Origin of the sequence: Priestia koreensis, assembly GCF_022646885.1 — a bacterium.
GTDB classification, from domain to species: Bacteria; Bacillota; Bacilli; order Bacillales; family Bacillaceae_H; genus Bacillus_AG; species Bacillus_AG koreensis_A.
Window position 1 is genome coordinate 4,121,351 of the sequence record NZ_CP061868.1, and the last position, 13,924, is coordinate 4,135,274.

Annotated in this window: 15 protein-coding genes; 4 read left to right on the plus strand and 11 right to left on the minus strand. The window is 40.7% G+C overall.

Annotation, left to right across the window (positions count from 1 at the left end):
- Positions 1-70: 70 nt before the first annotated feature.
- The 5 genes from gcvH to IE339_RS21700 all read right to left on the minus strand — a co-directional run bounded on the left by gcvH (position 71) and on the right by IE339_RS21700 (position 6,611).
- Complete coding sequence (gene gcvH, locus IE339_RS21680) at positions 71-454, minus strand: glycine cleavage system protein GcvH (protein WP_053403531.1); 384 nt, start codon at positions 452-454, stop codon at positions 71-73.
- Positions 455-645: 191 nt separating this feature from the next.
- Positions 646-1,002 carry an arsenate reductase family protein gene (locus IE339_RS21685; protein ID WP_053403532.1) on the minus strand — a complete coding sequence of 119 codons (357 nt, stop codon included), beginning with the start codon at positions 1,000-1,002 and terminating at the stop codon, positions 646-648.
- A gap of 178 nt (positions 1,003-1,180) precedes the next feature.
- A complete protein-coding gene (locus tag IE339_RS21690; protein ID WP_242171151.1) occupies positions 1,181-2,965 on the minus strand; it encodes an acyl-CoA dehydrogenase family protein in 1,785 nt (594 codons plus the stop codon).
- Between the two features lie 72 nt (positions 2,966-3,037).
- Positions 3,038-4,213, minus strand: coding sequence for an acetyl-CoA C-acetyltransferase (locus IE339_RS21695; RefSeq protein WP_053403534.1), 1,176 nt, complete (start codon positions 4,211-4,213; stop codon positions 3,038-3,040).
- Between the two features lie 13 nt (positions 4,214-4,226).
- On the minus strand, positions 4,227-6,611 hold the full coding sequence (locus IE339_RS21700; RefSeq protein ID WP_242171168.1) for a 3-hydroxyacyl-CoA dehydrogenase/enoyl-CoA hydratase family protein: 2,385 nt from the start codon (positions 6,609-6,611) through the stop codon (positions 4,227-4,229).
- 247 nt (positions 6,612-6,858) lie between these two features.
- Between IE339_RS21700 and IE339_RS21705 the strand changes: the two genes are divergently transcribed.
- On the plus strand, positions 6,859-7,008 hold the full coding sequence (locus tag IE339_RS21705) for a YuzL family protein (RefSeq protein ID WP_083446663.1): 150 nt from the start codon (positions 6,859-6,861) through the stop codon (positions 7,006-7,008).
- 47 nt (positions 7,009-7,055) lie between these two features.
- Here IE339_RS21705 and IE339_RS21710 read toward each other — a convergent pair whose 3' ends face one another.
- Entirely contained in the window at positions 7,056-7,973 is a 918-nt protein-coding gene (locus IE339_RS21710) for a proline dehydrogenase family protein (protein WP_242171180.1), read from the minus strand.
- A 192-nt stretch (positions 7,974-8,165) separates the two neighbouring features.
- On the opposite strand from IE339_RS21710, the gene IE339_RS21715 reads away from it, so the two are divergent.
- Both IE339_RS21715 and IE339_RS21720 read left to right on the plus strand, forming a co-directional pair.
- Positions 8,166-8,444 carry a hypothetical protein gene (locus tag IE339_RS21715; RefSeq protein ID WP_242171182.1) on the plus strand — a complete coding sequence of 93 codons (279 nt, stop codon included), beginning with the start codon at positions 8,166-8,168 and terminating at the stop codon, positions 8,442-8,444.
- Between the two features lie 12 nt (positions 8,445-8,456).
- On the plus strand, positions 8,457-8,777 hold the full coding sequence (locus tag IE339_RS21720; RefSeq protein WP_242171185.1) for a spore coat protein: 321 nt from the start codon (positions 8,457-8,459) through the stop codon (positions 8,775-8,777).
- A 56-nt stretch (positions 8,778-8,833) separates the two neighbouring features.
- On the opposite strand, the gene IE339_RS21725 is transcribed toward IE339_RS21720, so the two are convergent.
- Genes IE339_RS21725 through IE339_RS21745 form a run of 5 tightly spaced genes read right to left on the minus strand, consistent with a single transcriptional unit; the run spans position 8,834 to position 12,703 of the window.
- On the minus strand, positions 8,834-9,082 hold the full coding sequence (locus tag IE339_RS21725; RefSeq protein ID WP_242171188.1) for a YusU family protein: 249 nt from the start codon (positions 9,080-9,082) through the stop codon (positions 8,834-8,836).
- Positions 9,054-9,776 carry an IucA/IucC family C-terminal-domain containing protein gene (locus IE339_RS21730; protein WP_242171195.1) on the minus strand — a complete coding sequence of 241 codons (723 nt, stop codon included), beginning with the start codon at positions 9,774-9,776 and terminating at the stop codon, positions 9,054-9,056. The genes IE339_RS21725 and IE339_RS21730 overlap by 29 nt, the downstream gene beginning before the upstream one ends.
- 37 nt (positions 9,777-9,813) lie before the next feature.
- Positions 9,814-10,623, minus strand: a complete 810-nt coding sequence (locus tag IE339_RS21735) for an ABC transporter ATP-binding protein (RefSeq protein ID WP_053403541.1) — start codon at positions 10,621-10,623, stop codon at positions 9,814-9,816.
- 32 nt (positions 10,624-10,655) lie between these two features.
- Positions 10,656-11,702, minus strand: coding sequence for a FecCD family ABC transporter permease (locus IE339_RS21740; RefSeq protein ID WP_242171197.1), 1,047 nt, complete (start codon positions 11,700-11,702; stop codon positions 10,656-10,658).
- The gene (locus IE339_RS21745; RefSeq protein ID WP_242171199.1) at positions 11,699-12,703 is read right to left on the minus strand and encodes a FecCD family ABC transporter permease; all 1,005 of its coding nucleotides are present in this window, start codon (positions 12,701-12,703) and stop codon (positions 11,699-11,701) included. The genes IE339_RS21740 and IE339_RS21745 overlap by 4 nt, the downstream gene beginning before the upstream one ends.
- A gap of 220 nt (positions 12,704-12,923) precedes the next feature.
- Here IE339_RS21745 and IE339_RS21750 point away from each other — a divergent pair, with 220 nt between their 5' ends.
- Positions 12,924-13,892 carry an ABC transporter substrate-binding protein gene (locus IE339_RS21750; RefSeq protein ID WP_242171223.1) on the plus strand — a complete coding sequence of 323 codons (969 nt, stop codon included), beginning with the start codon at positions 12,924-12,926 and terminating at the stop codon, positions 13,890-13,892.
- Positions 13,893-13,924: the final 32 nt, after the last annotated feature.

Sequence of the window (13,924 nt, forward strand, 5' to 3'; positions counted from 1 at the left end):
CTAAGTTCATTAGTAATAGAGTGTCCTACTTGTTTCTCATCATTCAAGTCAAATTTTTGCTTAGCAAAAATCAGTCTTCGTTGATCATTTTTTTGTAGTCATCAGCATTCATAAGCTTGTCTACTTCGCTTGCATCAGATGGTTCAAGTACAATCATCCATGCTTGTTCATATGGAGATTCGTTTACAAACTCAGGATTGTCGTTAAGTTCTTCATTCACTTCTACTACCTTACCGCTAATTGGTGCGTAAAGCTCAGATACTGTTTTTACAGATTCAACGCTGCCAAATGGCTCGTTTACTTGAACAGTAGCACCTACTTCTGGAAGTTCAACAAATACGATGTCACCAAGTTCAGCCTGTGCGAAATGTGTAATTCCTACACGTACCAAATTATCCTCTGTTTTTACCCATTCGTGCTCTTCAGAATAGCGTAATTCTTTTGGCGTACTCATGATAAATCCCTCCATATTGTTATGTATCAATTTCATCTTCTGCCTATGTAAAGCCATCAACAGCTTTAGCATATGAACAAGAGAACATACCTCGTCTTTAGTGTACATGAAACGACTACTTTTTTCTATGTAAAGCTGACAGAACCGTTATTTTTTTACACTGGATTCTCTTTTCCCAAAGAAGCCGTTTTTTATGCCCAAACCTGTTCAAACTGCTCCTCTTTAAAGCCAACGGTTACGTTCTTTCCGTCTGTTAAAAGCGGACGCTTAATTAGCATTCCATCTGATGCCAATAGATCTAGAAGCTCGTCATCAGAAGCTGTGCTTACTTTATCTTTTAGTCCTAGTTCACGATATTTCATACCACTTGTATTAAACAACTTTTTGATTTCAAATCCACTTGTTTCATAAATAGCTTTCAATTCCTCTTTCGAAGGAGGATTTTCAATGATATGAATTTCTTCATACGCTACTTCATGATCATCAAGCCATTTTTTCGCTTTACGACATGTGCTACATTTTGGATAAGAATAAAATTTAACTGTCATTACCTGCACCCCATCTATTGTTCACTTTTTTCGTATTTTAACATACTCCAAATTCATTTCGCTAATTCTAACACATATTTTCACATAATTAATTTAGAAATGGGTGCAAATACACAGAAAGAAGTAAGAGGCCGAACGGTCTCTTACTCCCAAGCTTTCTTTACTTATAGGTTAATGATCAAACGAGATATTTTTCTGCTTCAAGAATTACACTTGCAATTTCACGTTTTTTCGCAATTACGTTCATTGGTGTATAACGTGTTAGCTTACGAAGAGCTGACATCATCATACGAAGCGTATCGCCTTTTTCTACCGCTACAAGCGTTTCTTTTGCATGAGCTTCAATCTCATTAAACGCTTCTTGACAGAATACGGCTGTGTAATTTACTTTTAATTGATTTTTCTCTAAACCTGTTCTTTCGATTGCTTTTTCTGTACGAAGGACAACAGATTCCATTGCGTACGCATTGCTGATCATGTCAGCAAGGTTCACAAGTACCTCTTGCTCTTTGTCTAGCTCTTTGCCGTATTTCTGTGCAGCTAATCCAGCCATCATAAGTGCGATTTTCTTCGCGTTGCGTACAAGATATTTCTCTTGAGCTAATACTTCATCGCCCACTTCTTCCGGCATAAGCATCATAAGTTCTTCTTGAAGAGCTTGCGCTTTTTGTAATAATGGAAGCTCACCTTTTAATGCTTTACGAAGGAATGTACCTGGCACTAATAAGCGGTTAATTTCATTCGTTCCTTCAAAAATACGGTTGATACGAGAATCACGGTACATACGCTCAATTTCATATTCACTCATGAAGCCATAACCACCGTGGATTTGAACGCCTTCATCAACGATATGATCGTGTGCTTCAGTCGCGAATACTTTGTTTAATGAGCACTCAATTGCATATTCAGCAATCGCAGCTGCAACAGAACGGCCATCTTTTGCTTCTTCTTCTGTGAACCCACCCATGCGAGATTCAAATAATCCCACTGTACGGTATACGGAGCTTTCAGATGCATACAATTTTGTTGCCATTGTTGCTAACTTCTCTTGAATTAATGAGAACTTCGCAATTGGTGTTTTAAACTGTTGACGCTGATTTGCATATTGAGCACTAAGCTCAAGTGCACGTTTACTTCCTCCAACTGCACCTACTCCTAATTTGTAACGACCGATGTTTAAGATGTTAAAGGCAATAACGTGACCTTTCCCAACTTCACCCAATAGGTTTTCTTTCGGCACAAGCGCATCTTCTAAAATTAATGTACGTGTAGAAGAACTCTTAATACCCATTTTCTTTTCTTCTGCGCCTGTTGAAACGCCACCATACTCACGCTCTACGATGAAAGCAGAGAATTTGTCTCCATCGATTTTTGCATACACAACGAATACGTCAGCGAATCCTGCATTTGTGATCCATTGCTTTTCACCGTTTAATACGTAGTGTGTGCCTTCAGCATTTAAGTGAGCAGTCGTACGAGCACCTAATGCATCAGAACCTGAACCTGGCTCTGTTAATGCGTAAGCAGCAATTTTCTCACCTGTTGCTAAAAGAGGAAGGTACTTTTGCTTTTGCTCTTCGTTTCCGAAAAGAACGATTGGTAATGAACCAATTCCTACGTGTGCTCCGTGTGTAATCGAGAATCCGCCAGCTCTAGACATTTTTTCAGCAATTAAAGCTGAGCTTACTTTATCTAAACCTAATCCCCCGTATTCTTCTGGTACGTCTACACCTAATAAACCTAGGTCCCCTGCTTTTTTCAGCAGTTTCACAGAACGATCAAATTCGTGTTTTTCCAAGTACTCTACGTTCGGTACTACTTCGTTTACAACGTAGTCTTCCGTTGTTTTCGCAATCATTTTGTGCTCTTCGCTGAAATCCTCTGGAGTATACACTTGATCAAATGTTACATCTTCAATTAAAAAGCTTCCACCTTTGATTTCTTTTTCCACTTTGTTTGCCATGGTTTCTCCCCCTGATCTCATTTTAAAATTCACTACCTATTTTTGAAGAAGGAGCTGCTCGCTCCCTCCTTCTTATAACAGTTCAAATACCCCAGCAGCGCCCATTCCGCCACCGATACACATTGTAACGACACCAAATTGAGCCTGACGACGCTTCATCTCATGAATTAAGCTCAGCGTCAATTTCGTACCGGTACATCCAAGTGGATGACCTAGAGCGATTGCGCCACCGTTCACGTTAATACGCTCTTCGTCTAACCCTAATTCACGAATAACTTGAATGGATTGAGAAGCAAATGCTTCGTTTAGTTCAAATAAGTCAATATCAGACACTTGTAGACCAGCTAATTGCAACGCTTTTGGAATTGCCACGACTGGGCCTACACCCATTACTTCAGGTGGTACGCCGCCTACTGCAAACGAACGGAATCTCGCAAGTGGCTTTAACCCCTCAGCCTCTGCCTGCTCGCGGTCCATTAATAAAACCGCTGCACCGCCATCACTTGTTTGTGAAGCATTCCCTGCCGTTACAGAACCTTTAATAGAAAAGGCTGGGCGTAGTCTTCCAAGCACATCAACTGTTGTTCCTTCACGTACTCCTTCATCTTCAGAGAACAGGAACGATTTTTCACGTAGCTTGTTATTTCCATCAACAAATCGTTGTGTAACCTCAACAGGTACGATCTCATCTCTGAACTTGCCTTCTCTAATTGCTCTTGCTGCTTTTTCATGGCTTCGAACAGCAAACGCATCTTGATCTTCACGAGAGATGCCATATTTTACAGCTACTTGCTCTGCTGTATGACCCATTCCCATGTAGTATTCTGGCGCTTCTTGTGCAAGCTTCAAGTTCGGACGAGTTGTGTGACCCATCATCGGAACTAGACTCATAGATTCTGCGCCACCTGCAATAACCGTTTTCGCATGACCGAGCATAATACGCTCTGCACCGTAAGCAATACTTTGTAAGCCTGATGAACAGTAGCGATTAACTGTAATCGCTGGAACTGTGTAAGGAAGACCAGCTAAAGCTCCAATGTTGCGCGCCATATTCAAGCCTTGCTCTGCTTCAGGCATTGCACATCCGATAATAAGATCATCAATTGGCCCATCATAGTTCCCTGCTCTTTTTAGTGTTTCTTTTACTGCGATAGCCCCTAGATCGTCAGGACGAACAGTTGCTAATGATCCTTTTTTTGATTTTCCGACTGGTGTTCTAGCACCAGCAACAATGACCGCTTCTCTCATGCTATCCTCCCCCTTAGTTACGTAATGGTTTGCCTTTTACTAACATGTGCTGCATGCGCTGTTGAGATTTCGCTTCCCCTACTAAACTTAGGAAGGCTTCTCGTTCAAGATCTAATAAATATTGCTCATCCACTTCTGTTCCATAAGGAACTGTTCCACCAGCTAAAACATATGCTAGCTTGTCAGCGATTTTATAGTCATGATCTGAAATATAACCGGAATACTTCATTGTTTGTGCACCAAGTAACAGCGTTGCGTAACCTGTTTCACCAACAACCGGAATCTTCTTACGAACCGGCGCTTGGTAGCCATTGTCATACAGCGAAATAGCGGACTGCTTCGCATCGTGTAACAAGTGATCGCCGTTAATGCTGATGCCGTCAAAGCGATTTAAGAAGTTTAAATCACGCGCTTCTGCTGCGGATGTAGATACTTTTGCTGTCGCAATCGTTTCAAAGACTTTATTTGCCACTTTCTGCAAGTCTACTTCCACACCGTTTGGAAGACCGCTTAACTGCTTAATGTATAGCTCTTTGTTACCGCCTCCGCCTGGGATCAGACCGACTCCTACCTCTACAAGCCCCATGTATGTTTCACTAGATGCTTGAATTTTCGAGGATGGTAAACAAATTTCCGTTCCGCCACCAAGCGTCATCCCGAATGGTGCCGCAACAACAGGACGATTTAAATATTTTAACTTCATCATCGCGTTTTGGAAGTTCTTTACGACCATTTCGATTTCAAAGAAGTTATCGTCTTGTGCTTCCATGAGAATAAGTGCAAGGTTTGCACCAACACAGAAGTTTTTCGCCTGATTTCCAATTACAAGTCCCTTATAGTTCTTTTCTACTTCATCCACCGCATAGTTAATCATTTGGATAATATCCATTCCGATTGCATTGTTCGGTGAGGTAAATTGAAGCCCCGCAATGCCATCTCCCAAATCAATTAAGCTTGCGCCGCTATTTTTCTTAATAACTTTGTTTTCATTTTTTAAGGTTTGTAGATGAATGACCTTTTTGTTTTCTTGAACCGGCTTGTATTCACCGTTGTCAAAGTAAACTGTTTTTCCATCTACTTTTTTATAAAACTCTGTAAAGCCAGCTTTTAACATGTCATGAATCCATGCTGGAACGTCATGGCCTTCTTCTTTCATTTTTTCAACTGAGCGCTGTAACCCAATTGCATCCCATGTTTCGAACGGGCCAAGTTCCCAACCGAATCCCCACTTCATCGCTTGGTCAATCGCCACGATGTCGTCAGCAATTTCCTTTGTAAGCTGTGCGGAGTATAGCAATACAGGGCTGATGATGTTCCAAAGCAATGTTCCGGCACGATCATCTGCATATATAAGCGCTTTCATTTTGTTTTGTAAGCCCTTGGCCTGCTTGCTCATTTCAGTTGATGCTGTTTTTAATTTTTTGCGCTCTTCGTATTCAAGCGTATGAGGATTTAACTCAACAATCTCTTTTCCTTGTTTTAAGAAGAATCCTTGACCAGACTTGCTTCCAAGCCAGCCTTTTTCCAGCATTTCTTTCATGAAAGCAGGAACGTCAAACGCTTCTTTTTCTTTTCCATCCACCTTGTCATACACGTTTTTTGCTACGTGAACGAAAGTGTCTAGTCCTACAACATCAAGCGTGCGGAATGTCGCACTCTTCGGGCGACCGATTAGTGGCCCTGTTACAGAATCTACTTCTCCAACGCTGTATCCTTTGTTTAACATTTCTTGCACGGTAATTAGTAAACCATATGTCCCAATTCGGTTGGCGATGAAATTTGGCGTATCTTTTGCTAATACAACACCTTTTCCTAATACATCTTCACCGAATGTTTTCATAAATGAAACGACTTCATCTTTTGTATCTTTAGTTGGAATAACTTCTAATAGTTTTAAATAGCGTGGCGGGTTAAAAAAGTGTGTCCCTAGGAAGTTTGCTTTGAAATCTTCAGAGCGCCCTTCTGCCATCGCATGTACAGAAATACCAGATGTATTTGAACTAATAATACTACCTGGCTTACGAACAGCGTCTATTTTTGAAAATAGCTGCTGCTTTACTTCAAGGTTTTCAACAACAACTTCAATTACCCAGTCACAGTCACTTAATAGATGTAAATCATCTTCTAAGTTCCCTGGTTGAATCAATGCCAGATTTTGTTTAGAGGTAAGTGGTGCTGGTTTTTGTTTTAATAAACGCTTTACCGCATCACTACTAATACGATTTCGAACTACCTTATCTTCTAGCGTTAAACCCTTCTTCTCTTCCTGTGGTGTGACTTGTTTTGGAACAATGTCCAATAACAATGTCGGGATTCCTACATTAGCTAAATGTGCTGCAATACCTGCTCCCATCACCCCAGATCCAAGAACTGCTGCCTTCTTGATACGAAGGTTCATCACAACTCCCCCTTTTAACGAATGAACATTCATTCATTTTTTGCTTAAAAAAATATTTGATGATTCCCATCTCTATTAATAATATAAAACATTTAGAAAATTTTCGCAATATATTTACTACGTTCTTTTCATGTTTTCTTAAAAGATGGTTACGTTAAGGATGAATCCTCTTCATTTTTAGTCGGTCTAAGCGACGAGGATTCCTCTGAAAAATTTAGGCTCGTATTGAGGAGAGCGGGGTGAAAACATGGCACACTTAGATAAAAATCCTTCTAAAGCTGGCGTTAGCGCTGCAAGCGTAAAAGGTAACGCTGGCCCTGGTAGCGAACGCGATAGAGGTGGAAAAAAGACCTCTCAAAATCAGCAGTACACTAAACATAATATGCAACAAGACTAAAAAAGGTAAGGAGGAAACAGGCAAAAAAGCCTTCTCCTCCTCACCATTTATTTTTTTACCATTCCTTTTAACACGAAGGCTACATTCGCTGGACGTTCTGCTAAACGTCGCATGAAATATCCGTACCAATCTGTTCCGTATGGTACATAAACTCTCATTTTATACCCTTCTTTTACAAGCTGCTCCTGGCGTTCTGTGCGAATACCGTAAAGCATTTGGAATTCGAACTGGTCGTTTGAAATTCCTAGTTCTTTTACTACTTGTTTTGTATAGTCAATAATCGCATCATCATGCGTAGCTACCGCCGCGTAGTTTCCATTTTCTAAATGCTGACGGATGATTTTTTTGAAGTTCTCATCCACATCTTTTTTCTCTGGAAACGCAACAGATGGCGATTCTTTATAAGCCCCTTTAACAAGACGAAGATTTGGTTTGTACGCATTCAAATCAGCAATGTCCTGTTCCGTGCGGTATAAATAAGCCTGAATAACCGTTCCGATGTTGTCATACTCTGATTTTAATTGCTTAAAGATTTCGATCGTCTTACCACAACGACTGTAATCTTCCATATCAATTGTAACAAATACCCCGTTTTCAGTCGCTGCTTCTAATATACGTCGCATATTTCGTAATACAACCTCATCCGAAATATCTAACCCCATGGACGTCATTTTAAGTGAAAGCTGTGCTGTTAAGTTCTGTCTTCCAATGGCTTTAATTGCTTCAATAGACTGATCGGCCATTTCATTTGCTTCTGCCTCATTATCCACAAATTCCCCTAAATAATCGATCGTCACATCAAGTCCCTTTGCATTTAAGCTTTGAATGACATTTGATGCAAGATCAATTGTTTCTCCTGCAACAAATCGGGCTGCCCCGAAGCGAAGTCCATACCTTTTCGCCATTTTTGTAAGCGCTCTATTCTTTGATAAAAATAAAAAGAAATCTCTCATTGCTTGCTCCATTGCGATTCCTCCTGTCCCCTTGCGTGATGCGCATATCCTCAATAAATAGATACTTCTATTATTATAATTTTAGCATTTTTTTCATTATTTGAATATATTATTTTGAAGATTTTGTCGTATTTTGGCTGAATAAGGCAAGAAGGTTTGCTACACACTATGTCATGATAATTATTTTATGTGGGAGGTCTTCATATGCAACAGGAAAATATGTCGTCTGAAAAGATGAACCAACAAGGAATGATGTCTACACCACCTCAAGTGATTTCATCTAAAGACGCTTTTTATTTGTCTGACATGATGTCTTGGAACCTGCTTTCGATCAAAAAAGCAAATCACTTTGCAAAAGAATGTCAGGATCAGGAAATTGCAGCTGCTCTTCAAAAAGTCGCACAAATGCATCAGCGTCACTACGGACAAATTCTTAACTATTTAGAAAATGGTCAAAAAGCTTCTCAAATGCCCCTTCAATAAGGAGAGATACATATGAATCAAAAGAAAATTAAAAACCCAGAAACACAAGTACCGAAAACACCCGAAATGAATGACCGTGACTATATCAATGATCTTTTAGCAACTGAAAAATATATGACTGCTTCTTATTGCACAGCTCTAAATGAATTTAGCCATGATGCTCTTTACCAAGAAGTATTAGGTATTTTCACTGAAACACAGAACTGTCAGCGCGAGCTATACAACCTAATGTTCAAAAAGGGATGGTACGGCGTAGAGGCAGCGGACCAGCAGCAGCTTCAGCAAACGTACGAGCAGTTTTCAGGCTATACAAACCAATTCCCTCATCACTAATATATTAAAACGTCATCCCCTCAACAATGATTGCATGGGGATGACGTTTTTTTACTCTATTCTTTTTTTGCACGATGAGATTCATTCAGTTCTTTAATTTCATGAATGAGCTTACGGAGCTCATCTTTGGCATCTGGATATGTCTCATTCCAATGCTTTGCTAAAGGTGGCATGGATTTAGCAATGTGGGTATACAATGCCCATATTTTGATTTTTTCCTGTAGCTCCTTGCTCTCTTCCCCTACCATAAGCTCTGTATATTTCTCAATTAAACCATCAAATTGCTCGAGAAACGTTTGATTCATTTCTTTTCTCCTCCTTTTGATCGTTTATAATGGGGCAGCTGCTGCAATATTTCTTTTTCTCCATGCAATAGGAATAGCAACACGTTTGTCGCTTCCCTTGCAGAGAACGAAACTGCTTAAAAGGATTGTGAACTGCTCCAAAGAGCGCCCCTTGTGCTTCATCCATTAAATAATCGTAATCTGCTTGTATCCACTTATGAATAGAAGATAAGGTGTCGTCTTCTAACAGCTGCTCATACATCCACTTGACATACACGTAGAGGTTTTCCCACATCACTTTTTGAGGTATGTTTGTTAACGACTGTAGCTGATGAAAGATCGGTACAATATGGGTTTCAATGATTGCTTCAAGTGAAGAAAGATGGTTAAACTCTGGTACCATTTCATATGAAACCCCCGAAGCATAAAAGGATGGAATCCACAAACGTTCTCGTTCATTTCCCACCTCTAGCTCAATGTCTTCAGCGCTTAATAGTAATCGCTGCTTCCATGCGCTTAACGCATAAAAGTGCACTAGGATAAAAAAACTGTACCGCTTCACAAAGATAGAAGCGGCTACTTTTAAGGAAGGTAGCGCTAGGTATTCTTGCAAGGACTTCAGTACGCCTTTTAACTGTTCGCTTTTTAAAAGACTTGTTCCAGAAATCCTAATGAGGGCGTCAGTACGCTCGCTCACTAAACGAAATTTACCCAAAGACCGCACCTGATCTTTGTTTAAAGACTGTATCATGTCACACGCTCACTTTTTGCTGGACGTAACGACCTTTCCCGTGTGGAATGCAAAGAGGTGTACCAAAAATAGGATCAAATGATACTTCGCAGTCCATCTCAAATACGTCCTTTACAAGCGCTTTTGTAACAACCTCTTCTGGTTTTCCTTGCGCATAAACCTGCTGATTTTGAATCGCAACTAAATTATGAGCGTAACGACACGCTAAATTTAAATCATGCAGCACCATTACAATCGTACGGTTTTCCTTTTCATTTAATTCAAACAACAAATCTAAAATTTCAATTTGATGCGTCATGTCTAAGTAGGTAGTTGGTTCATCCAATAAAATAACGTCTGTGTCTTGTGCAAGCGTCATGGCAATCCATGCACGCTGACGCTGACCGCCAGATAACGAGTCAACAGGTCGATCAGCAAGTTCAAGCATCCGCGTAGCTGCAAGTGCTTCGTAGACTTTCTCCTCATCTTCCTCTGACCATTGGCGGAACCACGTTTGATACGGATAACGACCTTGCTTGACAAGCTGTAGCACAGTTAATCCTTCAGGTGCAACAGGACCCTGTGGTAAAATAGCCAGCTGCTTGGCAATCTCCTTCGTTGGAAGAGATGAAATTTTTTCTCCCTCAAGAATAATGGAGCCCTGCTTCGGTTTTAATAGCCGAGCCAATGAGCGAAGTAACGTTGATTTCCCGCACCCATTGCTTCCGATAAACACACTTACCTCACCTTTCGGAATTTGTAAGTCCAATTCATTTATAATAACGGTCTCACCATACGACAGAGTAAGGGAATTGGTTTCTAATGCACTCATCTCATCCGTTCTCCTTTCGTGATATCTTTCATTTATTTTTTCGAGCGGAATAGTAGAAAAATAAAGTACGGTGCGCCGATCGCTGCTGTAAAGACCCCTGCTGGAACCTCAACAGGTAGAAACGCTGTTCGTCCAATCGTATCGGCGATAATAACCAGCAGAGCACCAATTAAAGCGGTCAATGGTAACAATGCGCCAAAAGAGGAGCCGACTAAACGCCTTGCGATATGTGGCGCCATTAGTCCAACAAACCCGATACCGCCCGCAAAGGCAACGGCACTTCCGACCAACCCCGTGCACAAAATAAGCAGAAGTAAACGATGCTTTTGCACCTTACTCCCTGCATTTTGAGCTAAATCCTCTCCAAGCTCATGTATATTAATAATGCGACTCAACACAAAACTAATTATTAGTAGTACAAATGTGATGGGAGCAAGCACAGCGATATTACGCCAATTCGCTCCGTACACCGTTCCTGTAATCCAAATATTTGCTTGGCTTGCTTGATAAATAGGCCCTAGTATCATAAATAAGGTCGTAAAGGCTTTTGTTATCGCCCATAACCCCACGCCTACAAGAACAAGTGTAAGAGGATAAACTCCCTTTTTCCAAGATAACATATATAAGATTAGTGTAACCAGTAATGCGCCAAGAAACGCACTCACCGGCATCCACTCAATGCTAACAGTTAACGAGTTGCTTTTATTACTGAATAGGGATAAAAACAGCACCACTCCAACAGATGCTCCTCCTGTAATACCCATCATGTCTGGAGCTGCTAACGGGTTGCGCACCAAACCTTGTAGAATTGCTCCCGCTACACCGAGGCTCATCCCAACTAAAAGAGCCATGACAATACGAGGAAGTCGAAAAGAATTGATGACCAGCTCATGAAAGGAATCTCCGTACCCTAGTACCGTCTTTGCTACAATCCACGGGTTGAAAAACGTTTCCCCCATTCCCGTACTTAAAAGAAAAACAACGAGTAAAAGAAAGAAAAAGACCGCAATCGTAAAGATGACCTTTTGATGAATGAGCGTAGAGAAATGACCCATCCTGACGGCTTTAAATTTGTTCATGATTGTTGTCCTCCTTTACGTGCGATGTAGATGAAAAACGGTGTTCCGACAATCGCCGTCATGACTCCTACCGGAACTTCTTCAGGCATAATGACGTATCTTGCACCTATGTCTGCGATTAGAAGAAAAATTCCGCCAACGGCTGCACTGTAAGGCAAGATCCAGCGATAGTCGTGACCAACCAAAAAGCGGACGATATGAGGAATGATAATGCCAATAAAGGTAATAGGACCTGCAATGGCAACAGCACCACCTGACAAAACCACAATAATAAGAGCGGTGACAACTTTTAGTGTACCTGTCCGCTGTCCTAATCCTTTTGCTACTCCGTCTCCCATTGTTAAAATGTTAATTTTTTGAGCGATGAAAAAGGATACTACAATCGCAACTGCGATATAAGGGAACACCGACCATAGAATGGATAACTTGCGTCCCTGTACAGAACCTGCAAGCCAAAATAGTACTTGTTCTAATGACGTTTCATCGAGGACCAGAAGTCCTTGTGTCAGCGAGGAAAACATCGCTGCAATTGCTGCTCCTGCTAGCGTTAGGCGGATTGGTGTTAGACCTTCTGCTCCTGTCGCTCCTAGTAGATATACGATCATTGCAGCAACCGCAGCTCCTAGAAATGCTACCCAAGCAAATGCTTGTAGTGAATTGAGTGAAAACAGCATGAAGCCCACCACAATAAAGAAGCTTGCTCCTGCATTCACTCCCATAATATCTGGTGAAGCAAGCGGATTTTTCGTTAATGCTTGCATTAACGCCCCTGCTATCCCAAGGCTTGCTCCTACTGTTGCCGCGATGAGAGCTCGTGGCAAACGAACATTCTGAATGACAAGGTGCTCCGTTGATCCATTATTATGTTGAAACGCATCATAGGCCATTTTTAAACTTGTGTGCGTATACCCCATTACGATGCTTGCAACGGCACAAACAGTGAGTAACAAAAGCCCCCCCACTAATCCTACAATTCGTGCATTTCTTGTTTGTAGCAACATGCTTTAAACTCCTATCTCTCCCTATGTAGCTTTTTTCTCTTTTTATAGGTCACGTTCAAACGTGTTGATTAAGATTTATTCTCAATTAAAATTTTATGGTAACGCTCGCACTCTGTCAATGAGTTTGAAAATCATTTTCAATTAGTTATTGACTTTTTACTCATTTATCCATTATTCTTTAATTGTTATTGAAAATCATTATCAATTATGGGGGTTTAAGATGAAACGTACATATTCTACACTACTAGCTGTTTTTACTGCTCTTTTACTCGTCGTGCTAGCCGCTTGTGGCAATAGCAGTGACAACAAATCCGAAAGCAAAGATGACTCAAAGAGCGCTGCTACCTATACAGTGAAACATACGATGGGAACATCTAAAATAAAAGAAAATCCGAAACGAATTGTCGTCTTAACAAATGAAGGTACAGAGGCTCTACTTTCAATGGGGGTAACACCTGTTGGAGCCGTTCAGTCTTGGGCTGGTAACCCTTGGTATGACCATATTAAGAAAGACATGAAGGATGTGAAGAGTGTTGGTACAGAAAGTGAACCAAGCTTAGAAACCATCGCTTCTTTAAAACCAGATTTAATTATCGGAAACAAACAGCGTCAAGAAAAAATCTACGATCAGCTCAATGCAATTGCACCAACTGTCTTCTCAGATGAGCTTCGTGGCGATTGGAAGGAAAACTTCAAGCTTTATGCAAAGGCCGTTAATAAAGAGGAAAAAGGAAACAAAGTGATTGCTGATTTCGATCAACGCATTCAGGACTTAAAAGGAAAACTTGGAGATAAACTTCAACAAAAAGTATCGATCGTACGCTTCACAGCTGGTGATGTTCGTATTTATCACAAAGATAGCTTCTCTGGAGTTATTCTTGATCAACTAGGATTTGCACGCCCTGAATCACAGGACAAACCAGATTTTGCAGAAATGAACGCGACAAAAGAACGCATTCCAGCAATGGACGGTGACGTGCTGTTCTACTTCGCTTATGATCCAGCGAATAAAGAAGTCTCAAGCCTACAAAAAGAGTGGCTGAATGATCCGTTATTTAAAAAGCTGAACGTGTCGCAAAAAGGCAATGTACATGAAGTAGACGATTCAATTTGGAACACAGCTGGTGGGGTAATCGCTGCTAATTTAATGCTAGATGATATCGAAAAATACTTTTTACAAAGTAAATAAAGAAAAGAGTTTCCGTTTTTGCGGAAACTCTT